The 25805-nt window shown below is 53.0% G+C and carries 25 protein-coding genes; 8 read left to right on the forward strand and 17 right to left on the reverse strand.

Annotation, left to right across the window (positions count from 1 at the left end):
• Positions 1-125: 125 nt before the first annotated feature.
• Complete coding sequence (locus tag A4G99_RS02475) at positions 126-1709, reverse strand: glycosyltransferase family 39 protein (protein WP_223301632.1); 1584 nt, start codon at positions 1707-1709, stop codon at positions 126-128.
• A gap of 1925 nt (positions 1710-3634) precedes the next feature.
• Here A4G99_RS02475 and A4G99_RS02480 point away from each other — a divergent pair.
• Complete coding sequence (locus tag A4G99_RS02480) at positions 3635-4831, forward strand: orc1/cdc6 family replication initiation protein (RefSeq protein ID WP_066139025.1); 1197 nt, start codon at positions 3635-3637, stop codon at positions 4829-4831.
• A 553-nt stretch (positions 4832-5384) separates the two neighbouring features.
• Here the strand turns inward: A4G99_RS02480 and A4G99_RS02485 are convergent.
• From A4G99_RS02485 to A4G99_RS02500, 5 genes are all read right to left on the reverse strand, one after another.
• Positions 5385-5951 carry a metal-dependent hydrolase gene (locus tag A4G99_RS02485; RefSeq protein ID WP_066139029.1) on the reverse strand — a complete coding sequence of 189 codons (567 nt, stop codon included), beginning with the start codon at positions 5949-5951 and terminating at the stop codon, positions 5385-5387.
• Positions 5952-6085: 134 nt separating this feature from the next.
• Positions 6086-6799, reverse strand: coding sequence for a helix-turn-helix domain-containing protein (locus A4G99_RS02490; protein WP_082837683.1), 714 nt, complete (start codon positions 6797-6799; stop codon positions 6086-6088).
• A gap of 147 nt (positions 6800-6946) precedes the next feature.
• The gene (locus A4G99_RS02495; RefSeq protein ID WP_223301633.1) at positions 6947-8971 is read right to left on the reverse strand and encodes a bacterio-opsin activator domain-containing protein; all 2025 of its coding nucleotides are present in this window, start codon (positions 8969-8971) and stop codon (positions 6947-6949) included.
• 838 nt (positions 8972-9809) lie between these two features.
• On the reverse strand, positions 9810-10046 hold the full coding sequence (locus A4G99_RS24225; RefSeq protein WP_082837684.1) for a UPF0058 family protein: 237 nt from the start codon (positions 10044-10046) through the stop codon (positions 9810-9812).
• Between the two features lie 152 nt (positions 10047-10198).
• A complete protein-coding gene (locus tag A4G99_RS02500; RefSeq protein WP_223301634.1) occupies positions 10199-10654 on the reverse strand; it encodes a plastocyanin/azurin family copper-binding protein in 456 nt (151 codons plus the stop codon).
• A 696-nt stretch (positions 10655-11350) separates the two neighbouring features.
• On the opposite strand from A4G99_RS02500, the gene A4G99_RS02510 reads away from it, so the two are divergent.
• Positions 11351-12142 (forward strand): ParA family protein, encoded by a 792-nt coding sequence (locus tag A4G99_RS02510; RefSeq protein WP_066139035.1) that lies wholly within the window; start codon positions 11351-11353, stop codon positions 12140-12142.
• A complete protein-coding gene (locus tag A4G99_RS02515; RefSeq protein WP_066139038.1) occupies positions 12139-12618 on the forward strand; it encodes a hypothetical protein in 480 nt (159 codons plus the stop codon). The genes A4G99_RS02510 and A4G99_RS02515 overlap by 4 nt, the downstream gene beginning before the upstream one ends.
• A 48-nt stretch (positions 12619-12666) precedes the next feature.
• Here A4G99_RS02515 and A4G99_RS02520 read toward each other — a convergent pair whose 3' ends face one another.
• The 4 genes from A4G99_RS02520 to A4G99_RS02535 all read right to left on the reverse strand — a co-directional run bounded on the left by A4G99_RS02520 (position 12667) and on the right by A4G99_RS02535 (position 15716).
• Positions 12667-13023 (reverse strand): PadR family transcriptional regulator, encoded by a 357-nt coding sequence (locus A4G99_RS02520; protein ID WP_066139041.1) that lies wholly within the window; start codon positions 13021-13023, stop codon positions 12667-12669.
• A 258-nt stretch (positions 13024-13281) separates the two neighbouring features.
• Positions 13282-13578 carry a hypothetical protein gene (locus tag A4G99_RS02525; RefSeq protein ID WP_066139044.1) on the reverse strand — a complete coding sequence of 99 codons (297 nt, stop codon included), beginning with the start codon at positions 13576-13578 and terminating at the stop codon, positions 13282-13284.
• Between the two features lie 584 nt (positions 13579-14162).
• On the reverse strand, positions 14163-15119 hold the full coding sequence (locus tag A4G99_RS02530) for a transcription initiation factor IIB family protein (RefSeq protein ID WP_066139049.1): 957 nt from the start codon (positions 15117-15119) through the stop codon (positions 14163-14165).
• A gap of 156 nt (positions 15120-15275) precedes the next feature.
• Positions 15276-15716, reverse strand: coding sequence for a hypothetical protein (locus A4G99_RS02535; protein WP_223301635.1), 441 nt, complete (start codon positions 15714-15716; stop codon positions 15276-15278).
• A 95-nt stretch (positions 15717-15811) separates the two neighbouring features.
• Here A4G99_RS02535 and A4G99_RS02540 point away from each other — a divergent pair, with 95 nt between their 5' ends.
• Positions 15812-16390, forward strand: a complete 579-nt coding sequence (locus A4G99_RS02540) for a hypothetical protein (protein ID WP_066139149.1) — start codon at positions 15812-15814, stop codon at positions 16388-16390.
• Between the two features lie 357 nt (positions 16391-16747).
• On the opposite strand, the gene A4G99_RS02545 is transcribed toward A4G99_RS02540, so the two are convergent.
• The gene (locus tag A4G99_RS02545; protein WP_066139052.1) at positions 16748-17047 is read right to left on the reverse strand and encodes a PadR family transcriptional regulator; all 300 of its coding nucleotides are present in this window, start codon (positions 17045-17047) and stop codon (positions 16748-16750) included.
• A gap of 221 nt (positions 17048-17268) precedes the next feature.
• On the opposite strand from A4G99_RS02545, the gene A4G99_RS02550 reads away from it, so the two are divergent.
• Positions 17269-17502 carry a UPF0058 family protein gene (locus A4G99_RS02550; RefSeq protein ID WP_066139152.1) on the forward strand — a complete coding sequence of 78 codons (234 nt, stop codon included), beginning with the start codon at positions 17269-17271 and terminating at the stop codon, positions 17500-17502.
• Between the two features lie 40 nt (positions 17503-17542).
• On the opposite strand, the gene A4G99_RS02555 is transcribed toward A4G99_RS02550, so the two are convergent.
• Entirely contained in the window at positions 17543-18136 is a 594-nt protein-coding gene (locus A4G99_RS02555) for a hypothetical protein (RefSeq protein WP_223301636.1), read from the reverse strand.
• 777 nt (positions 18137-18913) lie between these two features.
• Here A4G99_RS02555 and A4G99_RS02560 point away from each other — a divergent pair.
• On the forward strand, positions 18914-19594 hold the full coding sequence (locus tag A4G99_RS02560; protein ID WP_223301637.1) for a helix-turn-helix domain-containing protein: 681 nt from the start codon (positions 18914-18916) through the stop codon (positions 19592-19594).
• On the opposite strand, the gene A4G99_RS26715 is transcribed toward A4G99_RS02560, so the two are convergent.
• Positions 19591-20169, reverse strand: coding sequence for a hypothetical protein (locus tag A4G99_RS26715; RefSeq protein ID WP_223301638.1), 579 nt, complete (start codon positions 20167-20169; stop codon positions 19591-19593). The two genes, A4G99_RS02560 and A4G99_RS26715, sit on opposite strands and share 4 nt — an antisense overlap.
• 929 nt (positions 20170-21098) lie before the next feature.
• Positions 21099-21746 carry a helix-turn-helix domain-containing protein gene (locus A4G99_RS02570; RefSeq protein WP_066139059.1) on the reverse strand — a complete coding sequence of 216 codons (648 nt, stop codon included), beginning with the start codon at positions 21744-21746 and terminating at the stop codon, positions 21099-21101.
• A gap of 233 nt (positions 21747-21979) precedes the next feature.
• On the opposite strand from A4G99_RS02570, the gene A4G99_RS02575 reads away from it, so the two are divergent.
• Complete coding sequence (locus A4G99_RS02575) at positions 21980-22603, forward strand: response regulator transcription factor (protein ID WP_066139062.1); 624 nt, start codon at positions 21980-21982, stop codon at positions 22601-22603.
• Positions 22604-22797: 194 nt separating this feature from the next.
• Positions 22798-24207: a PAS domain S-box protein gene (locus A4G99_RS02580; RefSeq protein ID WP_066139065.1), complete on the forward strand. Its 1410-nt coding sequence runs from the start codon at positions 22798-22800 to the stop codon at positions 24205-24207.
• 156 nt (positions 24208-24363) lie between these two features.
• Here the strand turns inward: A4G99_RS02580 and A4G99_RS02585 are convergent, their stop codons facing one another.
• The 3 genes from A4G99_RS02585 to tenA form a co-directional block, all read right to left on the reverse strand.
• Positions 24364-24618: a hypothetical protein gene (locus A4G99_RS02585; protein WP_066139069.1), complete on the reverse strand. Its 255-nt coding sequence runs from the start codon at positions 24616-24618 to the stop codon at positions 24364-24366.
• A complete protein-coding gene (locus A4G99_RS02590; protein WP_066139072.1) occupies positions 24611-24814 on the reverse strand; it encodes a hypothetical protein in 204 nt (67 codons plus the stop codon). Before A4G99_RS02590 ends, A4G99_RS02585 begins: the two co-directional genes overlap by 8 nt.
• Positions 24815-25074: 260 nt before the next feature.
• A complete protein-coding gene (tenA, locus tag A4G99_RS02595) occupies positions 25075-25728 on the reverse strand; it encodes a thiaminase II (RefSeq protein ID WP_066139076.1) in 654 nt (217 codons plus the stop codon).
• Between the last annotated feature and the right edge of the window lie 77 nt (positions 25729-25805).

A 25805-nucleotide genomic window follows, 5' to 3' on the forward strand; every position in this document is an offset into this window, starting at 1 on the left:
GACGACAGCGTACAGAACCGCGGTGACGATGCCGGTGTACTGAATGACGGCGACGAGAATGATGGCACCGCTACGGATGCTTTCACTCAGAAGCCAGAATCTCAACGGAATTCTGAATCAGACGATCAGACGGACGACGATGAAGAAATAGGTTCGGAGAGGGACGGAACCGGTTGTGGTCCATCGTCCGGAACCTGTGTCGGTTCCATCGGCTCTTCGATGCGGTATATCATCGCACCCTCGTTCTCGTAGACGAGTTTGTATCGATCCGAATCGACGAGGTGCTCACGCATCCACGGTTTCTGATATTCGTCGATGCCACGGACGGTGTAATGTCCTTTCGGGACGTACACGTAATCCGGGTTGACCTTGTTGGAAACCAACTTCTGGGTCAAGCAGGTTTTGCCCGGACAGCGAGATATTCGCTTGTACAAGCCTAGCTGATGCCGATACTTGGCATGGCCTTTCCACTCAACCCCCCACGGGCCGATGAGAATCGTCCGGTCGGTCATGAGCGGGAACCACTCCGCGCTGTCGCCGAGGACGACGAAGTTAGCGCTCGGACTCGTGTTGTCCTGAGCCCACTGCATCGCAGCCATGTCGTCGTCGTCCACGAACGACGGCTGTGTCGAACTACCGAGATGGGAGTGTAAATCACCCGCCGCGAACGCGACACCGACGCTCGATACCAGGATCGCGAGAACCATGATGACAGCGAGCGGTGCGGACCGGGAGTATCGCGTCCGCTTCGACCAGCGACGGACCAGCGGGATGACGACCTCGAACACGAGTACCGACGCCATCATCACACCTGCCGGGAACTGATACCGGAGCTTTCCGAGCATGTACGCACCCGAAAGCATCCACAACGGGAGGAAAAACCGTCGCTTTGCGACGAGATATGCCGCACCGGCGAACGAGCCGATGAAGAAGATGGTCGGCATGCTCATGTCCAGCGGGTAGATGAACTGCTTGATCAGACGGTGCGTCCCACCACCCAAGCCTGTGTGTGTCCCGGAAGCGGCGGTAAAGATACTGGGGCCGTGAATGGCGATGATTTGAAGCCACCATGGGGAGGAGATTACCACCCCTCCCATGACGACGATTCCACCGTACACCAGTCCCCGGAGCGTTCGGTTGAAACACACGTACATCACGAGATACGTCGTCCCGAAAAAGACGGTGTAAACCGGATGGGTGAGTATGATCAACCCGAAAAGGACAGCGGAGGCTAAGAGCCACTTTCTCTCCTCCGTTTTGAACAGCTTGATACCCGTGTACGCGCCAGTCACGACGAAGAGGAATGCGGGGGCACGAACGATGCCACCCGCAGAGAGGTGCCACTGAAGGACGGGCGGTGACACTGCGAGGAGAAGCGTGGCGAATCCTGCTCGCGGCGTCGAATCGAGTATCTCACGCGAGAGATAGTAGAACGGCACGAGATACAGGATCGTGACGAGACCGGGAAGGAGACGACTCAACGTGATGGGATCGACGCCAGTCGTGTCCATCAGAATCGCAGAAACGTAGTACATCAACGGCGGATAGGCGAACGGAACACCCTCCTTGGTATAAAGTGGGATTTGGGCCGGGAGACCGTAGCCGTGTGCACTTATTTCACGTGCGATTTTCATATAGAGGCCCGCACCGTACGCCGGGTACGGATGCGTCATGAGGTACGTGAGATACACCAGCACTCCCGTCCCCATCGCTGTCGCGAGCCAGGCACGTTCGTCGCTGGCAAGCTCGACTAACTTCGATACGACATCCCATTTTTGTCGTTCATTGATTTCATGTGACATCAGATTTCACTCCAACTTCGATAGTCGTTTGATAGTTTCCCTGACCGGGGTTCGTCGACACCCTCCGACACGCACCATTCACTTTGTGAGTGGGATGGGTGCCGATTTGTGAACCAAGTGGGCGCGAGAGTTGTTGCTTGTATGCAAGAGCGGCCGACTATACTTTCTTTCTGGCCGCTATGCTTACAATTCCTGCCCGTATTTCGTCTACGTTCGAAACGCGATTCGGACATCGCAGTAGCGAACACGTGGGAGGGGAGCACAGGAGTACGGCGATACGTCATCAGGGAGGGCATCTTTTTCATAGCGTATACGTGGAGACTTTTTATTATCGCGTGACTAAGCCGTTCAAGCACTGTTTGAACGTTGAATGAACGATCTAGTACGATCCTACTGGGAAGTGAAAATCGCGAAACGATAATATGGAGATCATATATGGGAAAATACAGCACAGTATACTTAATTTTGTGGAATCGTTGATAGCATGGAAACTGCTCTCACGGACCATTCGATAGTCGACTGGCCGTGTTCGGAATCGGAAAAATACAATTAGATAGTAGATAGAACGATACAGATGTCGAGTTATACTGCATGTCATATGGTAGCGTATATCTCATTCACACACACACCACGTTTCCAGTGAAATCGGAAAAAGGTGGGTGGGGGTGCAGATGAAATGGGGGTTTGATGGGGGTTTCCTTACCACAAAACAACAGGAAATGCTACAGATCCCCATGAAGTACGTGTGAAGAACATAAACAAGAAGGAGAATAATTATATTTGTATGAAAATATATAGACAGAAGGGAGACACCGCGTTTCCAGTGAAAATATAGGATTATAAACTTTTGGTTCAGACAGTGAGGAAGCGTCCCGAAGTCTAAAAGGAAGCGTATGCGAAGGAGTTGGAAAGCAATAATGGACAAGAATCAAACACGAAAAAGAGAAGTGCAGTCAGCAGATAGACACGGTCTACAAGCCGTATAAGCACAAATTTCACCGGAAGCGAGGTGTCCAAGGGAAAGAAAAAGAGCAGTTCTTAGATTTCTGATCCGAGCAAACGAGAACGAAATAACACGGGGTGACAGTCAAGATTACAGGAGAACGAAAAGACGGAAAAGAAACGAGAGGGACGAGGAAAGCGAAAATGACGAGGAAAGCAAGAATGACGAGGAGATCGAGAGGACGAGAGAATTCACTGGAAACGTGGTGTGAGAAACGGATCGATTCGCTCTGGGAAACGGATCGATTTCACTGGAAATCAGGTGTGAGAACGCCCACGTAAACGGGCAAAATACCGTTCCTCTTCTTTTTCGCTCCCGATTCTCTCTCGTCATCAGCTGCTTAGATCGCGTTCCTGAGACACCACGTTTCCAGTGAAAACCCTACGAATTCGCGAGAACAGTCCAACCCTCATTTCAGCTCTAACTATTCGTGACATACGTCACGAATTCATTGTAGTTAATGACTACCCAATGGACTTTTATGCTGTGTAGGTATATATATTTTTCCATATGCCCTCTTGATCTATATGGTTGTTGTCATCAATAATAGGTGAATATTGCCGGGAGTTCTCTTCTCACCCCCACCTTTTCAGCCGATTTCACTGGAAACGTGGTGTGTGTGTCTCACTTCAATCTCTCCCAAAGTGACTGATCTCCAAACGACTCACCACCGACAACGACGACCAAAGTTTGGCGCAGAGTACGGTCGCGGTTCGACCGGAACCAGCAGAACTCAACTGAACGATCCGATTTCTACCCAACTTCCATCCGACTTCCACCTATGTCCTGCCCGGAACAGTAAAGGGATTTCACTGGAAACGTGGTGTCCATGAGCGATGCCGACTCGGACGAACTCTTCTCCCGGGAGGACCTCATCTTCGCCAAAAAGGAACTCCTCGAAATCAACCACCTCCCTACTCACGGGAGGATCGTGGGCCGAGACGATGAAATTTCTGCTCTAGCGAACGCTCTGAATCCTGCTTTGTTCAACCAATCTCCGAGCAACGTCTTACTGTACGGAAAAACTGGAACCGGAAAATCACTCTGTGCCAAACACGTCTCCCGTCGTCTCGTCGAAGAGGCTGACGAGGAGGGTGTCACCGTCGGTGTCGCTTACGTGGACTGTGCACAGGACAGCACCGAAACGCAAGCCGTCCAGACAATTGCGAGCACAACGAACACCGAGGAGACGGACATCTCGATCCCTGACAAAGGAATCTCCACTTCGACATACTACAAGCGCCTGTGGCGGATTCTCGACGCTCTGTACGACGTCGTCGTCATCATTCTCGACGAGATCGACAAGCTGGAAAACGACGATATTCTGATGCAGCTTTCGCGTGCGGGTGAAGCAGGGAAACTACAGCACTGTAAACTCGGCGTCATCGGTATCAGCAACAAGATCAAGTACAAAGATCGGATGGACGAGCGGGTGAAATCGAGTCTCTGTGAGCGTGAATTCGTCTTCCCACCATACGATGCCAACCAGCTTCGAGCCATTATGGAGGCCCGTAGTGACGCGTTCAAACAGGGCGTTTTGGAGCCCGGAACGATACCGCTCGCCGCCGCTCAGGCCGCACAGGAACACGGGGACGCTCGCAAAGCGATCGACATCCTTCGATATGCGGGTGAACTCGCGCAAGCGGAGAACGCTGAGCGGGTTCGGGAAGAGTACGTGAAGAAGGCGCGCGAACGCGCGGAAAACGACCGATTTCGTGAACTGATTCGTGGCGCGACGCCACACTCAAAATACGCGCTCCAGGCCCTTGCAATCCTCTCGCTGGACAATCCTGACGTGGATGCGTTCCGAACCAGCCGGGTATACGAAGTGTACGAACAAGTCTGTCGCCAGATGGATAGCGATCCGCTTTCAACCCGACGCGTGCGAGACTTGCTCCGCGAGCAAGCGTTCCTCGACGTTATCGAACAAGCCCGTCAGAGCGGTGGGAGTGCTGAAGGTAGTTATACCGAACACCGATTGCTGGAAGATCCCAAAGTCGTCAAAAAAGTGCTCGTCACCGAGTAGTAACCGATTTCGACGGAAGCAGTTGCTGGGGGACGAGTTTACCGAGAGGCGTTTATTCTCCCCACAGCGCTCGACATCGTTTATCACAGAACGCATGGATTCGGAACCCACTTCCATCATCACTGGCGAGGACTGGATGCCATTCGTTCGTCTCAACTATCGAACCGCAGTACGAACAGATATCCGTCCCTGTCTTCGTTTCGGTCTCTCTCGATATCCCCGTCTCCCTCGATACGAGACCCCCTCTTCTATCGTTTCTGCTCATCGCTCTGTTCTCGATTAACACACACTTCCGTCATATTATATAATTTTCCATCTATTTCTCAACGCTGAGCATGATGTCGATTATCCTAAAATATATAAATTATCACTCATAAAATGGAACCACTTCGTCTCTCTTCAGATCTTTATATTTAATTTTCTCGTCTATAAATAAAAATGTTCGAGCTACACACGCAACTGTTGCCCGAACGGCCGAGAAAGGACACGATGTGTATTCACTACCATCGAAAACGGATTGGGCGTATCCGTTCAAGGGACACACATCATCGAGTCACGTTTCGACGTCCGTTCCTGATTCGGAATCGAATCGAAATTCCGCGTGATCGAATCCCGTGTCGTACGCTGGTATGGAGTCGGATTTCCGTGCTTGACGGACCGTCAATTGGAAGGTCAGTATGCCGACGACGAGTAACGCGATATTCGCTGGTCCATTGTTCGCATAGACGAGGTTGAACGTATGCGGCTTTTTGAGCACTGGGTAGAGCGGTTTGATTCCCATCGGCGTGATCACATCGCCAGCAAGGTGACAACAGACTCCTCCGAACCCAGTGACGAACCCATAGAACGATTCTTCGCGTTTTCCATCGAGTGCGAGCGGCTCGAAACAGTATACGATGAAAGCGAGTACTCCCCCTGCGAGGAGCGCCGCCCAAAGCGTATGCGTGAGTCCTCGGTGTGATAACTGCGCCATATGGAGGTCGATATCGGGTGCGATACCCATGGCCAGTGCTGCTACGGTTACTATTTTCGCCGCCCGAATTTTGTCGCGCGTAACTAATCCGAAAGTGACGAATCCAAAGACGAACAGTACTATACCGAAGTGACCGAGCGGATTCATGCGGCCACCGAACGCTTGACATCCCCTGACATGCTCAAGCGATTCTATGTGCTGTCCCTCCCAAAACGTGCGGCTTCAACCGTGTAGACTTTAAGTTCCTCCTCGCTGGGTTCAGCGTTGTTCCTTCACTATCGTCAGCAATCCTTCTTCTCGACGGCTAACGTACTACCGATTAGTTGTTCCGTGTCCCTGCGGAGTCGCTGTGATATCGCGGATGTCGATATATCGAGCTCGTGTGCGAGTTCGTTCTGCGAGATTCGACGTGGAATCTCGTAGTACCCGCACTCGAACGCCATCCGAAGCAGTTGTTTTTGCTTTTCGGTTAACCCCACGACATCGGATTCCTCGTGGTCCGTCGCGTTACCGAGTTGGTTGACACGGAACGTCACGTCGTTTTCCAGGCAGTACTCCCGGAACGAGACGAGTGCTTGGCGGGTTGGTATCTGCATCCTGACGACCCAACCGCCATCCCCACTTTCCACGTCGAGGATACGCGCGTCGAGTTCCGGACAGCGTGGCGCAATGAGCTCGACGGTGGAAACCGGTTCCAACCGATAGACTCGGCGTCCTTCGTACGTCTCGACGAGCACCGGCTCGGCAACCGTGTGGTCTTGTTGCAGTTCGCGCTCGAACGTGTCGAACTCCTCGCCACGGACTGAGATAAAGAGGTGTTTCGGCGTCGTCCCGGTCAAGTGTTCGATTTCGATGGTGACATCGGTAACGGCTTTGACAGTGGGAGAGAGGAGAAGATCGGGACCGGAGAGGGACACTTCGGCGACGATATCGTACAGTTGTCGTTCGATACCCGTCTCGTCGTTATTCGATACCGTCGGTGCCGATTTTGTCAAACTGCCAGGATGTGGCTGGTTAGTGGCATTGTTGGATTCTCCACTCATCTCTGTAGTATATAATTAACGGCCGACTGATGGATGTTATAGCTATATTCGTAGCCCGTTTTCCCCCGGGCTTCAATATGTATAAATCGTGTCTCTGTTTCACTCGTCTTCGAACAGTATTGTCAGCAAGTTGCGCTCTGATGCCCGAAGATGGCGGTTGAACGTCGGCTGTGAGACTCCGAGCGATTCGGCGATCTCTTGCCCGGTGCTTTCCCGCGGCCACTCGAAAAAGCCGCTCCAGTACGCCGTTTCCAACGCTTCCGATTGCCGATCAGTGAGGCGGTGGCGCAACTGTGCTCGAAAGTCCTGCTCGGTCTGTACCGGTCGGTCTCGCTTTCGACGGGCGATGAGTTCCGTGTCGCTGTAGCGATTTTGGAACGTTTCGACGAACAGGCGAACGTCCGCCGTTTGTGGCAACTCGACGGTCAGTCTCGCTTCCCTTCCCTCCGCTGTCGCAGATTTTGGGATCGCTCCGTGGTCGAGCAGCAACGAGATTACGTTCGTCCCCGTCACCGTGCATTCGAACAAATTTCTCTCGTTATCCCCGGTGACGTGCCGGATATCGTTGATGATGAGCGACTGGTCGGAAAACGAGACGACGGATTCCGGCGTCGTTCCTTCGGTAGTGAAGAACAGTCGAAGCGTATCGTCCGTTTCGCGGATAACGCTCTCGAATTCGAACCGACAGTCGGCCATCTTGACGAGCTTGATGAGCGTAAATTGCGGGTCACATACCCGGAACTCCAGCTCTACTGCGCTGTCACTCACCAGTGCTTTCTTGCTTTCGACGGCATTGATGGCGTAGGCGATCGCTTTTCCGACGTCTTCGAGCAGGGATTTTTCTTCCGAATCGAACATACCCGGTCCGCCAGCATACACGGTGAGAACGCCATAGATACTCCCTCCGTAGACGAGGGGAACGCTGATTGCCGCCCGATATCCCCTTTTGAGTGCTTCTTGTCGCCACGTTTCGTACGGCGGGTCACCGAGGAGATCATCGTCAATTGCTGGTTCCCTCTCCCGTGCCGCCGTCCATGCGGTCGTTTGTGCTGTCTCGGCCCCTGTCTCCGAGAGTTCGTCGAGAAACTCCTGCTCGTTACCCACCCACGTCCGTGCCGAGAGTTTGTCGGTCGTCGAGTCGTACTCCCCGATCCATGCAAATCGATAGGGGTCCGCGTTCGTCAACCGCTTGCAGACGGCGTGCTCGATGCCACTTCGCGTATCCATGTCGATGAGCGTCGTCAGTACGTCTCGAACGACCGATTCTCGGCGTTGTGTGCAGTTGAGTATCGCTTCGGTATCCGACAGGGCCGCTTCTTGCGTTGAAAGTTCCCACTCACGATCGAGACGGGTAAGTGCCGTCTCGGCGTTCGAAACGAGTACCTCTGTGAGATTCGATTTGCTCTCGTCGTACTCGTTCTGTGAACCCTCGGTGACGATCAGTACACCGTGTTTTCCGAGCGGAAGGGCGAGACGTCGCCCGTAGTGGTCATTTCGGCTCTCGCTGCACGTTTCCCCTTCGAGAAATGCTTTCCACCCAAGACCGGCGTCGATGTCGAACAGTTCGTCGTCCGGTTCGGAAACTCCTTCCCATGCGACCGGTCGGAGCGCACCCTCTTCGCTGTCGTATCGTGCCACGATTGCGGACGAGTAGCCGAGTTCCGATTCCGCAACGTTGACCGTCGTTTCGGCAATCGCGTCCTCTTCCTCGGCGTCTATCAGCCGTTTCTGTGCGTCTTGTACCGCCGAGAGTCGTCTATCGTGGTGAATCCGTTTCGCAGTGTGGTTCATTCTACTCGCCAATGCACGGCCACCACCCGCTGCTGGTATCCATTCCGCGAGGTCGTTATCGAGGACGTTCTCGACGGTCCGGTCATCCGCATCGCAAAAGAGAAAACGCCTGATAGATGGGTGTGACTGTCGAACGTCCTGCAAGAACGAAACGACGTCCATTCCGCGGATCGTTGTCGTACAAACGACACAGTCGGCTATTTCGAGTATCTCGTGGATATCTTCGACGCCTGCCGTCGTTTCGACGGTGATACCCGATCGCTCTCGAAGCACCGTTGTCACTCCCTCGTCGTCGGGCGGGGAAACGAAGAGGACGCGGACTGCTTCAATCATTGTTTTCTTCCGTGAAGGGATACCTTGTACGACCGCTGACAATACCTTACTCTTCCGATTTCGGTCAGTTGTACGTTCTCCTACGGATAAAATGTACGGTTGTAATATCTTAAACCCAGATATCTCTCTCAGATGGTTTCATGTCGTTTCGAATCCTCTAATACTCGCTTATACCGCTGGTTTTCCTGTTTTGCATATTTATCGCCTAAATACTCATCATACTACTGTCTTTTTCAATTGCTAATTGTAGGTGTCTGATAACAACTATATTCGGATTCGACGATGACGGTAGTCATGTCTTTCCCACCCGTTCGAATCGGAACGCCTGTCCGATAGGTGACGTGCTTTCGATCGGTACTGGAAGCGATTCCGATTCTCGGACTCTCAATCGAGCGCTCTCCTATCCGTCGTTCGTCGTCCCCGCTCTTTGACTGTGAAACCCACCCTTTCTCTCGGTCGACCATTCCGCACGACCACCGGTGATAACCCACTTCCCATTACCAATATAATCGGAATTGCTATCTGGACCTCGAAAATCGCATGACTGCGGCCGATTTTCGAGTGAATATATTACATGACGCTATACAAAATTAGCGAAGGGTTATTTACAGTTCTATGGATTCTGGTTTCTACTCCTGAAATATTCTCACCGATAACGTAAATATCTTGACAGTAGTTCCAACAGTCGGCTTTATTTCCCCGATTTCGTCGTTCTGTCTTTGCTTCGACCCGTTCCCCTCCTCGATTGACGGATTTCTGTCCGTCTCCTCTTGGAGAACGTCGCTATCGAGCGCTACCGCTGATCGGTATCGTGATCTTCCGATACTGCTGTGTAGGATTAGTCGGCGTGAGGAGCGACTGTCTCGGTCGTCTCGCTCGTCAGTTCTGTCGTAAGCTCGTCCCCTAGCGTGAGTACTGCTTCTCGGTGGTCGTTTTTCGAGTGATGAATAGAAGTAGGTCGCGTATTTTGTCCGTCATATTCCGGGAAGTCAAATGTAGAGTCGGATTTGATCTCGAATCGTGTTCGTACTTCCGAAAGCAGTCCATGCAGATGAATGAGCTCTTGTTTTTTCATCCCGACGACAACTAACGACCGAACCCCTATAGTATTTCCTTGAGACAACCTCTCATACGATGGCGTTCAAAACCCGCTGGAGGGCGTTCTCCGCTCTTATTCATTTCTCACACTTCAATCGGGTACACAAACTCTCGCTCACGATGTACGGTTCACTTCGTGAAATCACTGTGAGAAACTGACCCTTTACGGGGAATCATGTCTCCAGTTGGTACTTTCACATCCGGTGACATACCTCCCTCGGCGGGCCCACCCGGTTTTTCGACGATGATTCGTCCAAGCATCCCGAGCGTCTTATGGGGGATACAGTAGTAGCCGTGTGTTCCCACCGCCTCGAACGTGTGCTCGTACGATTTCCCCTTTTGCAGGACTTTGCTCCCCCACGCTGCTGCGTCCTTCGGTATCCGATTGGCTTCGGCGTAGATGTTTCCTTTGTGGTAGGCCATTGCGGAGTGGTTTCCGCTTTTCGTGATGAACGTCACGCTGTCCCCCGGAATGAGATACAACCCGACTGGGTCGAAGTAATTACCCTCCCCGTCGGTTTTCATCTCTACTGTCGCGTTACCCCCCTTCGGACTGGACGTCAGTGTCTCCACTTCGTCGTCCACACTGAACGCGGAACAGCCAGCAACCCCCGTGGCGCCGACCGTTGCGACGAATTGCCGCCGTTTCGTATTCCTCTCATTTGATGATCGAAATAAGTTGTTTCCGATACCCTCATTCGACACTACTCGTCGGTTCTGTTGGCTGACGACCGAACTCGCCCCTCAGTTACTTCGGCCTTCTCTCTTTGGCGCCCTCTCTCTCTCTCTCTCTTTGCCCCTCTCTTTATACACATGTCTCTCGAACTAGTCCAGGATGTTCGGTCGAACACGACGGTTTTGGACTGGGGTGGCTTTACTGGTAATTGGTGCTGCTTTACTCTTCGAAAGCTACATCCCAGGATTCGACGGGCCAATCGTGCTGCTCGCAGTCGGTGTGATCGTACTCGCTGCCGGAACGCTCATGATCGCTGTCGAGCGGGGACAGCGTCCCGTCTAACGCTGTCGTATAGCTACTCAGGAGTTCCTCGCTTGCCCCTCCATCAGTACCAATTGTGCCAAAGCTGTTTTGCTAGACGAACCGTCAAAACCGGTTTTGACAGTTTTTCTCTCTTTTCTGGTTTTGCTCACGATGTGTTGTTCGATTCTCTCTTCCCATCAACTCGGAATATTCGTCCCTTGAAGCCCGCAACCCTCCTTTTGAGCTTCCTTTGTGAATGTCTGACGCGGTTTTATGTGGTTTGGATGGTTTTTCGATTTTGTATGTCCGATACAGCCAAAATAGCCGTCTCGAATCAGAAAGGCGGGGTGGGAAAGACGACGGTAGCTATCAACGTCGCCGGGGCGTTGAGTCATCGGGGGAACGATGTGCTGTTTGTGGACCTCGATCCACAAGGGAACGCAACTGAAGGACTGGGGTTGGAATCGGAGTACGAGGCACAACCACCGACCCTGTTCGACGCGCTGACCGATCACGAGGTGCGCGGGGACGTCGATTCGCTCATCGTCGCCCACGAGGAGATGGACGTGCTTCCGAGCAATATCGACATGACCAGTGTTGAACCCGAACTGACGATGGCGATGCGCGGCCGAGAGCGGCTCGTACAGGTCCTCGACGCGCTCGACGCCGACTACGATGTCATTATCATCGATTGCCCGCCGTATCTCGGCAATCTCACTGACAACGCTTTGCTCGCCGCTAAAAACGTACTCATCCCCGCGCTCGCCGAATCGACGAGTAAACGCGCGCTGGAAATCCTGTTCGACCAGATGGAGGTACTGGAGGCGGAGTACGACACACAAGTTCGCGATCTCGGTGTCGTCGCCAATCGCGTCGAGGCGACCAACGAGGCGGACTCGATGCTCAAGTGGTTCGATGAGGCGTTCACCGATATTCCCGTTTGGGAGGTTCGAAAACGGGTAACCCTCCAACGTGCGTTCTCGGCTGGCTGTTCGATTTTCGAGTTCGAGGAGGAGTGTGACATGGCCGCCGTTTTCCTCTCTATCGCCGAGGACCTCGAACGTCAACTCGGGTTGGTGGAGGTAACCGCATGAGCGACGAGAGCCGTGCCGACCGTCTTCGGCGTCGTCGCCGTGCACAGCGCGAGCAACAGGAAGACTCCGAAGAACCGTCCACACAGTCCGAACGATCAAAGTCATCCGAACCATCAGAATCATCTGAACCATCCGAACCATCCGAACTCTCCAAACCGGACGAAGCGTCCGCAAGCGACGAATCGGTCGGATTTTCCCGTACGCGGAACGTGAACGATACCACTGGTTCTTCCGCTGTGAGCGACTCCGAGAGCGTGAAAGCGACTCGCGTCGGCACCTACATGTATCTCCCCGAGAACCAGCGTTCCACGCTCGACTTCCGCTACAAGGAGCTCAATCTCGCGTACGAACGAGCCGTCGGCGACGAACTAGAGAAGAACCGCCATTTCTATCCGCTGGTCGTACAGGCCGGACTCGAAGCACTCGACGGAGTGGATGGAGAAGAGATTAGAGAACGTCTCATGCAGTTCGAGTGAACGCTTACGCGTCGGTACTACTCTAAAAAGATCGGGGACCGTCGGAGGTTACTGGGCCGCTTCGAGGAGCGATTCGACCTTTTCCGCGCGCTCGTCGTTCGTGATGAACTTCTTGAAGCGCCATTCGAACGAGTCGAGGAGAACCTCGATACCTTCGTCCGTAATCGCATACTCGTTCGTCCGTTTGTCGAGCTCGCTCTTCTCGACCAGCCCACGCTCGATAAGCGTATCGAGGTTGGGATACAGACGGCCGTGGTTCACTTCCTCATCGTAGAAGTCCTCAAGCTCGCGCTTGATAGCGAGACCGTATCGGGATTCTTCTGCGAGGACTATCAGAACGTTTTGCTGAAACGCGGTGAGGTCGCGTGCGGTCGCCACGTTACTAACCGTTTCTGCCTCTGACATGGTAGTATGGTGTGATATTCTTTGACAGAGGTTATAAACCTTCCTACTTCAGACAATATTTATGCCCCCCTATTACAAATATTATTTAACAGTATCCGATTGATCGAAGATTATTGAGTTATGTCTGTAGATATTTGGCACAATACTCAAATATTGCCCTTTCTCTGATTCTTACACTCGTGATTTTTGTGCAGTGGGCAAATATCTATCGGACGTCGCGTCGGCGAACGTTTGGACACCTGTCACCATCTTCTATAGTCACTCAACGATCTCTACCTGCTTTCCATCGCTTGCTGATGGCGTCGGCTGTTGTAATTCCGATTCCAACTCTTCGAGCGTGGATCCGGCCTTATTGACCGACTCGTCGGGTAGATCAAGTCGTATCTGTAGATTACAGTCGCGGCAACAGGCGTCTCCGACGATTCCCTGTTCGTCGTCCTGCCAAATGTCGACCCGAAAGTGCCGGTTATCACAGTCCTCCGACGGACATTCTATCTCACCGGAATTTAACATCGACTCGATGTTCTCTTCGACGAGTTCAATAATATCAATCATAATCCCAACGAAGACTCCAAATTATTTAATGATATTGATCAATATCTATTTTGATAATTGGTTCTGACACACTCTCACCGTCCTTTCATCACTGGTATCTTTGCTTCTATTGTCGTTTAATTGGTGGATAATAAAGTGCTCTACCGACGTCGTGTTTAGTACGCCCTCATGTGGGCGTCTTGTGTGCGTTACGGTAAACGACTCGCCCGGCGTTGCCGGAGGCGATGGTAGTGGGCTGGCACCCCGCTTCGTGTCACCATCCTCCTACGAAAGTTCTCCTTCCGGGCGAACGTTTCCTTCCACTCGACGTAACTTCGATAGCGTACCCTCCGCGTTCTACGATCCATTCCGACGAAACGTGACGGAGAAGTTCCGTCCCGATTCGTATAGAAAATCCAACAATATGTGTTCTCCCCCAGCAGCCACGCCCAAGGGAGATGTTACATGCCAGACGTTCACACGACTTCTGATATCTCATACTCATCGGAAATCAGGGTGCCCGATGTAGCCGACCTGTCTCGCAACTAGTCGGAAACTCCCTCGGGCAGTAAAAATTGGGCTGGATGTCTGAAGCGCTTAAACGCTTAGTGGATACCGAGCGCTTCGATCTGTTCTTGGTATCGATTTCGGATCGTCACTTCCGTCACTTGGGCGACGTCGGCGACTTCGCGCTGCGTCTTCTTCTCGTTGCAGAGAAGCGAGGCAGCGTAAATCGCGGCAGCAGCGTAGCCTGTCGGGGATTTCCCCGAGAGGAGCCCCTGCTCTGCGGTCGTATCGATTATTTCGTTCGCTTTCGACTGTACCTCTTCACTGACACCGAGGTCGGAACAGAAACGGGGGACGTACTGCTTTGGGTCGACCGGCTTCATCTCGAGACCGAGTTCTTGCGAGATGTACCGATATGTTCGGCCGATTTCTTTCTGATCCACCCGCGATACCTCTGCAACCTCTTCGAGGCTTCGTGGGATACCCTCCTGCCGACATGCGGCATACAGCGTGCTCGTTGCGACGCCTTCGATGGAGCGTCCGCGAATCAGGTCTTCGGCCAATGCACGCCGGTAGATAACCGACGCGACCTCGCGTACCGACCGTGGGACACCCAGCGCGGATGCCATTCGGTCGATTTCGGACAGCGCGAACTGCAAGTTGCGCTCGCCCGCGTCTTTCGTTCGAATGCGTTCTTGCCACTTTCGCAGTCGGTGCATCTGACTGCGCTTTTCCGACGACAGCGACCGACCATACGCGTCCTGGTTCTTCCAGTCGATGGTCGTCGTCAGCCCTTTGTCGTGCATCGTCTGCGTAGTCGGTGCACCGACGCGCGACTTGCTCTGTCGCTCGCTGTGATTGAACGCGCGCCACTCCGGCCCGCGGTCGACGTGGTCTTCTTCGACGACCAATCCACAGTCATCACAGACGAGTTCGGACTGGTCCGCACTATTGACGAGGTTTTTCGACCCGCACTCGGGACATCCTTTGACCCCCTCCTCCTCGGTTTCGGTTTGCTCCGCGCGGCGCTCCCGTTGGCGAGTGGACCGTTTCATCAATGTTCTATACTCAATGCGAACATTTAAATCCCCGGATGGCACCTCATAGATGGCTTTCGGTTCCTTCTGACATCTCTGTCCCGGAAACACGAAGACGGCGACGTATTCTGGATAATGTGTCTATTATCTATGGTGTATGAAACGAGAATAGGGTTAACAGCTAGGTTTTGCTAATCGAGAGATCTCGACCATCGTATCGTTGCTGTCGGGGTTCGAGTCGCGGAACGTCCACGAACGGTCGAACACCATTCCTGCTTCCTGGCCCTTCATGAGCAACTCGTTGAGAGCTACCTCGAAGTCGGCGGTGGTCGTATTTTTGGAGACGCTTGGTTGGTTTGGAGTTGGGTCGGCTAGTTCAGGGCGCGGGGCGAGGCTCGTTATTTCCACCGTCACATCGTCATATTCGGGCTCGTCATGACGGAACGTCCACGAGCGGTCGAGTTGGACGCCGTTTTCACGTGCTGTGGAAACGAGGACTTCGAGAGTTCGTTCGAACTCCTCGGGAGATGCTGCCCAGGCTGGTATGTGGTTTGCCTGGCTCATTTCATTCAGTGCTACGTGCATCCTCCATATAAACTCGGAATGCCGTTCCATGCAGTTCCGATCTTTCTCACCGTTTGAAACAGTTTGAAACGGTATGGGAGGGCGTCGTCTGTTTATTATCTCTCCAGATTACGGTTGTACTAGTCATGAGCACGATGGAGCGGCCTTCGCTTAGTATCGATGACCGGGCTTCAGATGGGCAATCGGTAATCGAGGGGCAAATCTCGACGGACGACGTGTTCCACATCCTTCAGAGTCGACGGCGTCGTGCCGCGGTTCGATATCTCCGCGAGACGGAGGGTCCGGTCGAGATGAGCGACCTCGCGGAGCAAGTCGCGGCGTGGGAGAACGAGACGACGGTCCAAGCGCTCACATCGGACGAGCGTCAACGTACCTACATTCCTCTCTACCAATCCCACCTTCCCAAACTCGACGAAGAAGGCGTCATCGAGTACAACAAAGACCGCGGTATCGTCAGAAAGACCCCGCTAGTAGCCGAGTTAGAGCGGTATCTGTCCGTCGAGGACTCATCGGACATCGAGACCGGCGGTGATGAACACCGATGGGATACGTATTATCTCTGTGTCTCCTCGCTCGGATCGTTCTTACTACTCGGCGCGGCGTTTCACTTTCCCCTCTTTACTCTCGTTCCCAGCATCGCAGTGGTCGCATGTGTGCTAGCTGCATTTTGGCTCGTGTCAGTTAGCCACTCCCTTTCCGTGTGATTTCAATGCAGCGTGACGATAGTCGGGAACAACGCGAACCGTCTCGTTTCGATTCTCCCTCAGCGTAATTCGTCTAAGCAGTTCTCACAGATGTCTACGCTCGCTCGGAGATACGCTTCTTGCTCTTGTAGTTCCATTTCGATGCGCGTTACTGGGACGTAATCTTTGCAGTATGCACATCGCTCGATAGCGTCGACTCGGTTCGATACGTCGTGATTTCTCGGCATTATCTCCGCTCCCGTTGCAGTCCGATGGCCATCAGGTGGGGATATGAAAAGAACCCTCCAAAAGCTATGCGTTAGTAGTTCCGTGCTTTAAGTACAAACGGACTACAACGGGCGGAAAAAGGCGGTGCCGTTAGTCTGCGAGTTCTGCTGCTTCTTTCTCGCCAACGTACTGCGCTTCCCACTCCCGTCGTGCTTCGATCTCCCGCTGACCACGTCGAGTAAGGGTGTAGTAGTTCGTTCGGCGGTCGACTTGTCCCTTCTCGACCAGTCCTTTGTCCACGAGGGTGTCGAGGTTGGGGTACAGACGCCCGTGGTGAATGTCCTTCTCGTAGTAGTCTTCGAGTTCCTCTTTGATGGCGAGGCCGTGTGGTTCGGTCAACCCGTTGATGACGTACAACAGGTCTCGCTGGAAGCCAGTCAGGTCGTACATGTTCGACTCGATGTTATGTCTATGGGGTATTAGTTAAGTGCATGATAATGCTCGTCTTGCGCGGTGAAAATGGGTTTCTCCCTCTGTTTTTGAATTTGACAGCTCCGCAATCTTGACAAACATTCATCACTGTTGTCCGGTTTCTAAACGGTTATTCCCGAAAAATCTGTCCAAAAATGGCCCAAGATAATATATGTGCTGAGTCATCATGTGGCTATACTATGAAGAAGCAAGAGTTGATTCATATTCACGGACTGCTCGCGGAAGTACAGGCCCAGTACGAGGAACGAAACGATCGAACCCTTGACTTTTCTGAGTACGAACGGATCGGTGTCAATCCGACATCGATACATCATTCAAAAACTGACCACCAAGAGGCCATCTTCGCACTCATAGATAGAATTACTGATAATATGGCCGCGAAAGAAGAGCAACTGACGTCGCACGCCAACTGATAGCTTCTGTACCACCGAAGTATCGTCGAATAGGTCCCCGTTATCGTCCGCGCGCCCGTTCTGACATCGCTTGTGCGAGCGTTACGAGTGAGAACATCGCAACGATACTCCCACCGATCGCTACGCCAGGTAGTGCTGTGAGTATTGGTGCGCCGAGAACCGTCCCCGCAAGGAGAATGGTACTGAGCACCGAGACGCCCAGATAGTACGATTCCCACGACGGTTGTTGGATCGATTCTTCGTCGTCTTCCGTTTGCGTTTCGACGGTAAGGTACCGGTCGAGTTGATCCGCCAGCTCCGTTCGTTCGACCGTTCCCCTGCTCTGGTTGTATTCGATGATTCCTTCCTCATCGAGTTTGGGAAGATGGGACTGGTAAAGGGGGATGTACACACGCTGACGCTCGTCCGACGTGAGCGCTTGGACCGTCGTCTCGTTCTCCCACGCCGCAACTTGCTCCGCGAGGTTGCGCATCTCGACGATTCCGTCGTTGTCTTTGAGATAACGGAGCACGTGACGCCTTCGAGGGGTCTGGAGGAGATGGAAGATTTTATCCTTCGAAAGTTCCGGTTCCGGACTCACATCTGCTGCGATACGCGTGCTTCCGTCGTCCGCCTGAACTTCAGTAGCGCTCATGACGGATGAATTATCGCTAGAATGGGTAATAAACCAATAATGTTCTCCCAATTTGTTGCGAACGGTTGCGATAGATTGTTAGTTCAGTTAACGACCCTATAACATGTAGGACAGATTTATCTGTTGCTTTTATTATTTGTCGGATAAAACTATGGGTACTTGGACGGTCATTATGGCGGTTGGGGGATTAAAAACGGTGTTTTGGGCCTTGTTGTACCGTTTTTCGATGGGGTCTGCGTTCTTCATCTCCTCGTCTGGGGATTATTGTCGGAACATATTTTTGAATTATCGGCAGTATTATCCTTGAATTGGTCTCTATCGCCGTCCGAAATGTCTGCTGAAACAATTGTGGACGGTATCCCTCCTCTCTTTCTTTCACGGCTATTTTCCCATCAAATCACTCTCGGCGAACGATTTTGGTTAACCTCTCTATAGTAATCAGGAGATAAGACGTAGAAAGATACGCCCAGCACGGAGGCGGGGTGTGACAATATCCGGCCGCGAGGGTCGTTAGCGCTCATGACTCCTATCTCCCTCGTGTTCAGCTTCATACCTTCTTAGAAAACATTCAGAAAACAATTCGAGATTTAACTCAATTACGAAAGGGTGCCTTCCGATACGGCTTCGAATAGCTTTCTTTCGCGCTCATTTTGTTCCCTAAACTTTAAAGCCAGGTACGGTAATACCACAACCGGATTTGGTTCCTCGACAATGGCACATGGCGCATCCAATTCCGACAAGGCTTCCAAGGAGCTAAACGACTCGTCGGAGTCCTGTATGCAGGATGATTCTTCGCCTACTTCCGCTCCGCAAACTCTCCTCGCCGAGGTTTTCATTTCCCATGAACGTCTCGTTCTCGTTCCGACACTCGAATCGACCTCCGAACTGTCGGTTCAGATCGAGGGAACGCCGGTAGCCGACGGTTCGTTTCACTTCGTGTCCGTCTTTGGAACCGATTTTTCGTCGTTCGAACGCTCCCTTGAGACGGATACGACCGTGAGCGAAGCAATCCTCTTTTCGACGTCCGGTGACCGGCGAACGTACCGAATTCGACCATCACCGGATACGCTCCCGCTCCTTCCGACCGCCAACGACTTGGGTATTCGGACGCTCGATATCCAGAGCGGAAACGGAGGGTGGGTCGTTCGGATCCAACTCCTGTCGCGCGAGTCCCTCATCGATCTTCGAAAAGCGTGTCTGGAAGTCGGTACTACGTTCCACGTCCGTCAACTGTACGATTCGGATTCGAATACGGATATCGACAGTACACGGTTGACCGAACGTCAGCGAGATACCGTTCTCACTGCCTATCGATCGGGCTATTACAACGTTCCTCGGGGAATCTCACAAGGCGAACTCGCGGCAGAACTCGACGTCTCGACGTCGGCGATTTCACAACAGCTACGACGAGCAACTAAGCAACTCATCGCCAGTACCTTCGTCGTCGATGAGGATTAAGCTTCGAACGGCGATTTCGATGCTTCCGGTTCGGAACCATTGAGGAAGACGAGATTTCCCCGTCCGATTTGGACCCGCGTTATCTCCTCGTTTTCCTCCATCTTCGACAGTTTCCTGCTAACGGTCGACTTGGACCACGACGTCTCGGTCGTGATATCCGCCTGTTTCATTCGACCGCCGTACTGAATGAGAAGGGAACGGATCCGTTCTTCGTCGGTCAGCATCTCCTCGTCCGCTAAACTCCCGATCGGTGTCTGGACCGTCTCCGTACTCTCCTCTTCGCTTTCGGTCGGTTCCTCGACACTGGTTTCGGTGGCGGGTTCCTCCTCCTGTTCCGGCTTCTTTCGGTCGAAGAGGCCGGAAAGGATCGTTCGAATGGACGACAGTGGGCCAGTCGATGGTTGTTCCGGTTGCTCGGTGTCGTCCTCGGCTTCGGTCGTTTCAGCCGTTTCCGTGCTCGGAGTGTAGGTCGGTGTGGTCGTCCAATCGGCACCGCTATCGGAAACCTCGACGACGACGTCAAACAGCGTTTTTAGAGTATTCGTGGTTTCTGGATCGTGGATATCGGGATCCATCTGGAAATATCCGACCGCTCCTGCAGCTTGTATTCGGTGTGTAAGTATGTGGAGATAGCGAAATGCAGTATCAAAATCGACGTATTCGAGGAGAACTGTTAGGGTTTGTACTGATACTACTGGTTGCGTTTCTCCGTCCGTCCACTCCTTCAGGCGGTCACTCAGTGGAACGATGATCTCCATCGGGTCGGTCGGGTCAACGACGTCCGTCGTCACGTAATCGGGAGTCTGTTCGTCATACGTCTCGGACTGGGCCATTCCACTCGCATGGATGAACCGTACTTCCCGTGGTGGTGCCCCGACACTCCGTTGCCAATCTTCGAGCCACTGTCCCGGTGGCTGCGTGTAGGTAACGGTTGCTAAACTGAGATTTTTTGGCCGCATCGAAGCTACAAGCTCCATGTGCGCCCGGTTGCCATCAGGGGTGAGAGGGGCAAGGACGAGAACGTTTGACGCTCCTTGAAGGTCTTCTTCTATCTTGCGAACGTTCATTTATTCCATTTCTCAATATATTCTTTTACTTCTATATTCTGGATAGTATCTATCATATTAAATACACTGCGGCATGATATCAATGTATTGTTCTCCTAGACTATCCTCTGATATACGTTTGCATTTCCAATTGTCGAAGTGATGAATCCTTTGACAGTGTCCGATTCGTGAATTGTAGGGCCCAAATATTGTCGTTCCGGTTTTTTCGGTGTGACTGTCGAGGATATCTTCGGAGTGACGTGGATAGACATGGAGGTAAATACGTGCTTACCTCGATGTTTCGTACCCGTCTATCGTCGTTCATACCTGCGAGTTGTTTCCGACAACCCGTGTTCGTTTTAAGCCATACATCAGCCTACCCTAAAGCCAGTGTGTGACTATTACCATCCTTTATTAGCGACCCGGTTATCAAAAAGTATTGGCTTGCAAATGCAGGGTCATCCGTCGTGACGTAACGTGTTTGTGATAAGATTTGCGTGCCCGCGTCGCAATCGCGTCGAAAGTGCGTTCGGTGAGATATCGAGTTCGCCAGCGACGTGTCCCAACGTTACTTCGCGGGGAACGTTGAAGTAACCGGAATCGAGCGCGGTCACGAGGGCTTCCCGTTGTTTCGGCGTCACTTCATATTTCCCGAACGCGTTCGGATGTCGAGATTCGTAGAGTCGAGTCAACTGAAAAGAGAGATCGTAGTTTTCACAGTAGTCGTGAAACTCCGTCAGTGACGATTCGCTTGGAAACAACAACTTGAGAAACCAGTTCTTTCCATCGCTGGTCGCTTCGAGGATACTGGCTTTCAGTTTCGAGACGGCGTGACCGACTGTACCAGTACGCTGGCGCCACGAAACCCGGTAAAACCGTTCGTCGTCGTGTTCTTCCAGAACCGTTAATGATTCGACAGTTATATCGTCTTCAAGTGCACGTTCGAACGATTCGAACGTCTCTCCACTCGCCCAGAAGTACGGAGTTACATATTCGCTGTCCGCAACGACGCGCTCGATCTCGACATGAATCGCGGAAACTCGTCGCAGTGTTTCGTGGAGGATGAACTCCTCTGCTGGCACGACGAACTCGGTCAAAACGCTCATCTCTCTATCCCATGCATGGTGTCGGCAATATTGTAGCTATCGGTGCCTCCTCCCGCTGTTTTCTCCCATCTTCGGCGCTATTATCGAAAAGCTTTTATCAAAATGGAGTCCATCCGTCTATTGATTGCAAGACAAGTGAGTGTAGTTCATGCATTATATTCGAAGTCACTGCCAACGTATAATTGATCTCGCTACGTTTGATATAGCAATGGCAGTGAAACACCACGTAACCAATGTCTGACGAGCCAACTGTTCTCATTGTTGACGATGAGCATGCGATCACGGACCTGCATGCTCGGTGGCTTGATGATTCCTACGACGTTAGGAAGGCGTACAACGGGACTGAAGCGCTAGATAAAATCGACGATTCCGTCGATATCGTCCTTCTCGATCGTCGCATGCCGGACTACTCCGGTCAGGAAGTCCTCGGCAAAATCCGTGAGCTATCGGTCGATTGTCGAGTTGCGATGGTAACTGCGGTCGAACCCGATTTCGACATCCTTGAACTCGGATTCGACGATTACATCTGCAAACCGGTTTCCGATCCGGAGCAACTTCGAGAGATCGTCTCTTCACTCGAAACCCGCTCGGCGTACGACTCACAGGTACAGCAGTTTCTCTCGCTGTCGTCGAAACGGGCCGCGTTGGAGGATCGAAAGGAAGCGAACGAACTCTCGCAAAACGAGGATTACGTCGCTCTCGAAACACAGTTGGCATCGCTTCGAAACGAACTTTCGTCCACGGCAATGGATTTGGACGACGATGACCTCCGCGCGGAGTTCCACAACCGCAACGGATCCGGCTCCAAGTTGATGGAGTCCGCAAAACAGAACGACGCATCGGAGACGAAAAACTGACGGTTATCGTCAAATAGATGCCGTGTTGGATTATTCGATAGAATTATGAATAATAATCCCGAATCTGACAGGAAGAGGCTGTCTATCATGCTTCCCTCTTGGACACAACTATGGGTCGTTTCGTCCGTCGCTCATTCGCCACTCTCCACTCTCCACCGATCTCGTTCGTTGACGTCCAGCGGGAAACGACAACCATGAGCGAAAATAGGACAGCACAGGGGACCGAGTCCGTTTCGAAGGGGAGTGTTCTGTTGCTCATCGATCATCGACGGAACCGTCGACTGTTAGCCGACTGGCTCACGTCCGAATACGAAGTCGTTCTTCCGGAGAACGGTCTCGATGTGTCGTTTGACCTCTGTATCGTCGACGAGGCATCGTTCAGCCGACATCGTGATGAACTCGAACGCAAAAAGGAAGCCGCACTTCCCACGTTTCTCCCCTATCTGCTCGTCACGTCGACGACGTCCCCCGCACGGACACCGGAAGTGTGGCAGGGAGTCGACGAAGCCATCACGACACCCATCGAGAAGGCAGTCCTGCAGGCACGATTGGATGGGTTGCTCGAACGTCGGCGACTATCGGTCGAAATCGAGCGGGAGAAAGAACAGAGCGAAGAGCGGTTTCGAACGTTGTTTCAGACCGCCCCCGACCCGGTTTTCGTTCTCGATGCTGATGGCCGAATCGAGGCAGTCAACGACGCGTTTTGCCGTGTCTCCGGACTCACTCGATCGACCGTGCTTGGCGAACGGTTGGAGAGTATCGACGCGTTCCCCAACGATTCGCTCGATAGGCTTGCCGCCGACATGCGTGGCCAAGGGCGAAATCCCGATCCTTCGCCGTACTCGGTGACGTACATGACGCCGGACGGGGAAACACGGTACGCGGAAATCAATACCACTCTGATGCGATTCGACGAGGAGATGCCCGAAATCATCGGTATCATCCGAGACGTAACCGAGCACAAGCGGCGAAAGCAGGAACTCCAGCGGCAGAACGAGCGTCTCGACGAGTTCGCTAGCATGCTCGCTCACGAACTTCGTAATCCACTCGGAATCGCACAGGGATATCTTCGTGTCGCGGAGATGGAAGACTCCGAGGACGCGTTTGAGGAGGTTCGTGGTGCGCTCGACCGAATGGAACGAATGATAAACGAAATGCTGGACCTCGCACGCAAACCCGACGCGCTCAACGACAAGGAAATCACCGAGTTCTACGATATCGTCGAGAACGCGTGGTCGCGTATCGCTCCGCCCGAGGCAACCCTCGTGTTGGAGAACGTCGAGGGTGAGATTTCGGCCGATATCGACCGGTTGAGCCAGGTTTTCGAAAACCTGTTTCGAAACGCCATCGAGCACGTCAGCCGGGACGTTACGGTTCACGTCAAACGCATTTCGAACGGTGTCTGTATCGTCGATGACGGTTCCGGAATCGATCCGGACGAGCGCGAGCTAGTGTTCAAAAGCGGCTACACGACGGACAACGGAACCGGTCTCGGTCTCTCCATCGTTCAACAGATCGTCGAAGCGCACGGCTGGGAAATCGATGTCTACGAGGGCAGTACGGGCGGCTCACGGTTCGAGATCACGGGTATCGATTTCGAGTGACGGGCGGCTCTCGTCGCCCGCATCGTGGAAACGAAATCCGTGAACACACGGGAGATGACAGTCGCACAAAGCCGTTGTTCTTATCCGGGATGAAAGTGAACTCGATTCGTTCTACCGAGTGAAGCGTGTGGGTGCCAAAGCCGGAACTCGACGGTGTCAACGCCATTCCCTATCGACACGATGTTCGATCGTCGGATCCGCGGCGGCACCGCGTTTTAGCGCCGCCCAACGGGTACACTTGGGGCAGGCATAGACGATGCCGTCTTCGGTTCCCATCGTCCGTGCGAACGAAGGATCGACGTGTTCGTTTCCACAATCAGGGTTTCGGCAGTAGCGCTTCGAGTCCGTGTGCCGATTCCACACGCCACGTCGAACGGTATCGCCCGTGTTCTGCCACTCGGATTTAGCCATGGATACTCACCTTCTCGCGCGCGAGGCGCTCGCCCGTCTTTCTATCATGTAGCTTCCAAAATTCGGCGTCCATTCCGGGGAGCCGACTACACTGGTGACACCAGAAGTGGCTGTTCGTCGTCTCCCAACTGGTGTGGCCGTTCGGGCACGTGTAGCGCCACTTCGTGATCGGTCCGTCGATATCGTGGACACCCATACGCTGGCATACGACCATTCTTCAAAAAACTTCGAGCCTTATCCATGGTGAAAGTAAATCCTCATTCGTTCGTGACGTTTACCTCCGCTATCGTCCGTTTTCGGCCGCATACGGAACTACAGCTAAGTGAAAGTAAACCACCGTGGCGATACTCTGTTTTTGGCGTATCTGGAAGTTTTGACTGTTTTTCTAGTTTTGACGGTTTTGACGAATTTTCTATTTTTGCTGGTTTTGCTGGTTTTGATAGCTCTCCCCGAGCACTACCACGTTTCTCCGTCGTACGCCATTCCCCAAAATGCCGTTTCGAGGCGTGTACTCGTCAAGAACGCATTCTCCATCGCATCACGTATTCCCGGTGATTCGTCCGCTTGTCGGTCCACGAACGTTCGCATCCATGCGACGGAGTCACGAAATTCGTCGCTCGTATACTTCTCGATGAACGGCGTGTATCGGTGCTCTCCGTCCGCGATGGTTGCCATGTGCTCCGCGACGTCGAGATATCCCTGACCGCACGGGTAGACGGCCGCTGCGAGTTCGGCGAGCGTTCTCTCGTAGGCCGTTCGCAACAGGTAGTTCGTGTACGCGAGACACGTCGGCGTTTTTTGAACCGCTTCGAGTTCGGCACGGGAAATTCCGTAGTCGGCGGCGAACGAGCGATGTAACTCCATTTCGTCCGCGAGAATCGTGTGTGCGACATCGAACGCGTGGGTCATCGTCGCCTCGTCGCGTGCTTTGCAGCCGGCGACGGCGAACACGCGAGCGTAATCGAGCAGGTAGCGATAATCCTGCTCTACCCAATGTCGGAACGCATCCGCTTCGAGCGTTCCGTTCGCCAATTCGACGACGAACGGATGTGCTTTCTGCTCTTCCCACAGGTCGCTCCCTCTCGTGAGGAGATGGTCACTGAACGCCATACTACCATATCTATTCTCAAGTGGTATATCTTGGTGGTGGATGTTCGGAATAACTGATGTCACCACCATCAGCCAGC

This window comes from Haladaptatus sp. R4 (assembly GCF_001625445.1).
Taxonomy (GTDB): Archaea; Halobacteriota; Halobacteria; order Halobacteriales; family Haladaptataceae; genus Haladaptatus.

Coding starts and splice junctions, on each gene's coding strand:
- A4G99_RS02475 (WP_223301632.1), bottom strand. CDS start 1,709: ATGGGGACGGGAGTGCTGGTGTATCTCACGTACCTCATGACGCATCCG.
- A4G99_RS02480 (WP_066139025.1), top strand. CDS start 3,635: ATGAGCGATGCCGACTCGGACGAACTCTTCTCCCGGGAGGACCTCATC.
- A4G99_RS02485 (WP_066139029.1), bottom strand. CDS start 5,951: ATGAATCCGCTCGGTCACTTCGGTATAGTACTGTTCGTCTTTGGATTC.
- A4G99_RS02495 (WP_223301633.1), bottom strand. CDS start 8,971: ATGATTGAAGCAGTCCGCGTCCTCTTCGTTTCCCCGCCCGACGACGAG.
- A4G99_RS24225 (WP_082837684.1), bottom strand. CDS start 10,046: ATGAAAAAACAAGAGCTCATTCATCTGCATGGACTGCTTTCGGAAGTA.
- A4G99_RS02510 (WP_066139035.1), top strand. CDS start 11,351: ATGTCCGATACAGCCAAAATAGCCGTCTCGAATCAGAAAGGCGGGGTG.
- A4G99_RS02515 (WP_066139038.1), top strand. CDS start 12,139: ATGAGCGACGAGAGCCGTGCCGACCGTCTTCGGCGTCGTCGCCGTGCA.
- A4G99_RS02520 (WP_066139041.1), bottom strand. CDS start 13,023: ATGTCAGAGGCAGAAACGGTTAGTAACGTGGCGACCGCACGCGACCTC.
- A4G99_RS02525 (WP_066139044.1), bottom strand. CDS start 13,578: ATGATTGATATTATTGAACTCGTCGAAGAGAACATCGAGTCGATGTTA.
- A4G99_RS02530 (WP_066139049.1), bottom strand. CDS start 15,119: ATGAAACGGTCCACTCGCCAACGGGAGCGCCGCGCGGAGCAAACCGAA.
- A4G99_RS02535 (WP_223301635.1), bottom strand. CDS start 15,716: ATGGAACGGCATTCCGAGTTTATATGGAGGATGCACGTAGCACTGAAT.
- A4G99_RS02540 (WP_066139149.1), top strand. CDS start 15,812: ATGAGCACGATGGAGCGGCCTTCGCTTAGTATCGATGACCGGGCTTCA.
- A4G99_RS02545 (WP_066139052.1), bottom strand. CDS start 17,047: ATGTACGACCTGACTGGCTTCCAGCGAGACCTGTTGTACGTCATCAAC.
- A4G99_RS02550 (WP_066139152.1), top strand. CDS start 17,269: ATGAAGAAGCAAGAGTTGATTCATATTCACGGACTGCTCGCGGAAGTA.
- A4G99_RS02555 (WP_223301636.1), bottom strand. CDS start 18,136: ATGAGCGCTACTGAAGTTCAGGCGGACGACGGAAGCACGCGTATCGCA.
- A4G99_RS02560 (WP_223301637.1), top strand. CDS start 18,914: ATGCAGGATGATTCTTCGCCTACTTCCGCTCCGCAAACTCTCCTCGCC.
- A4G99_RS26715 (WP_223301638.1), bottom strand. CDS start 20,169: ATGGATCCCGATATCCACGATCCAGAAACCACGAATACTCTAAAAACG.
- A4G99_RS02570 (WP_066139059.1), bottom strand. CDS start 21,746: ATGAGCGTTTTGACCGAGTTCGTCGTGCCAGCAGAGGAGTTCATCCTC.
- A4G99_RS02575 (WP_066139062.1), top strand. CDS start 21,980: ATGTCTGACGAGCCAACTGTTCTCATTGTTGACGATGAGCATGCGATC.
- A4G99_RS02580 (WP_066139065.1), top strand. CDS start 22,798: ATGAGCGAAAATAGGACAGCACAGGGGACCGAGTCCGTTTCGAAGGGG.
- A4G99_RS02585 (WP_066139069.1), bottom strand. CDS start 24,618: ATGGCTAAATCCGAGTGGCAGAACACGGGCGATACCGTTCGACGTGGC.
- A4G99_RS02590 (WP_066139072.1), bottom strand. CDS start 24,814: ATGGGTGTCCACGATATCGACGGACCGATCACGAAGTGGCGCTACACG.
- tenA (WP_066139076.1), bottom strand. CDS start 25,728: ATGGCGTTCAGTGACCATCTCCTCACGAGAGGGAGCGACCTGTGGGAA.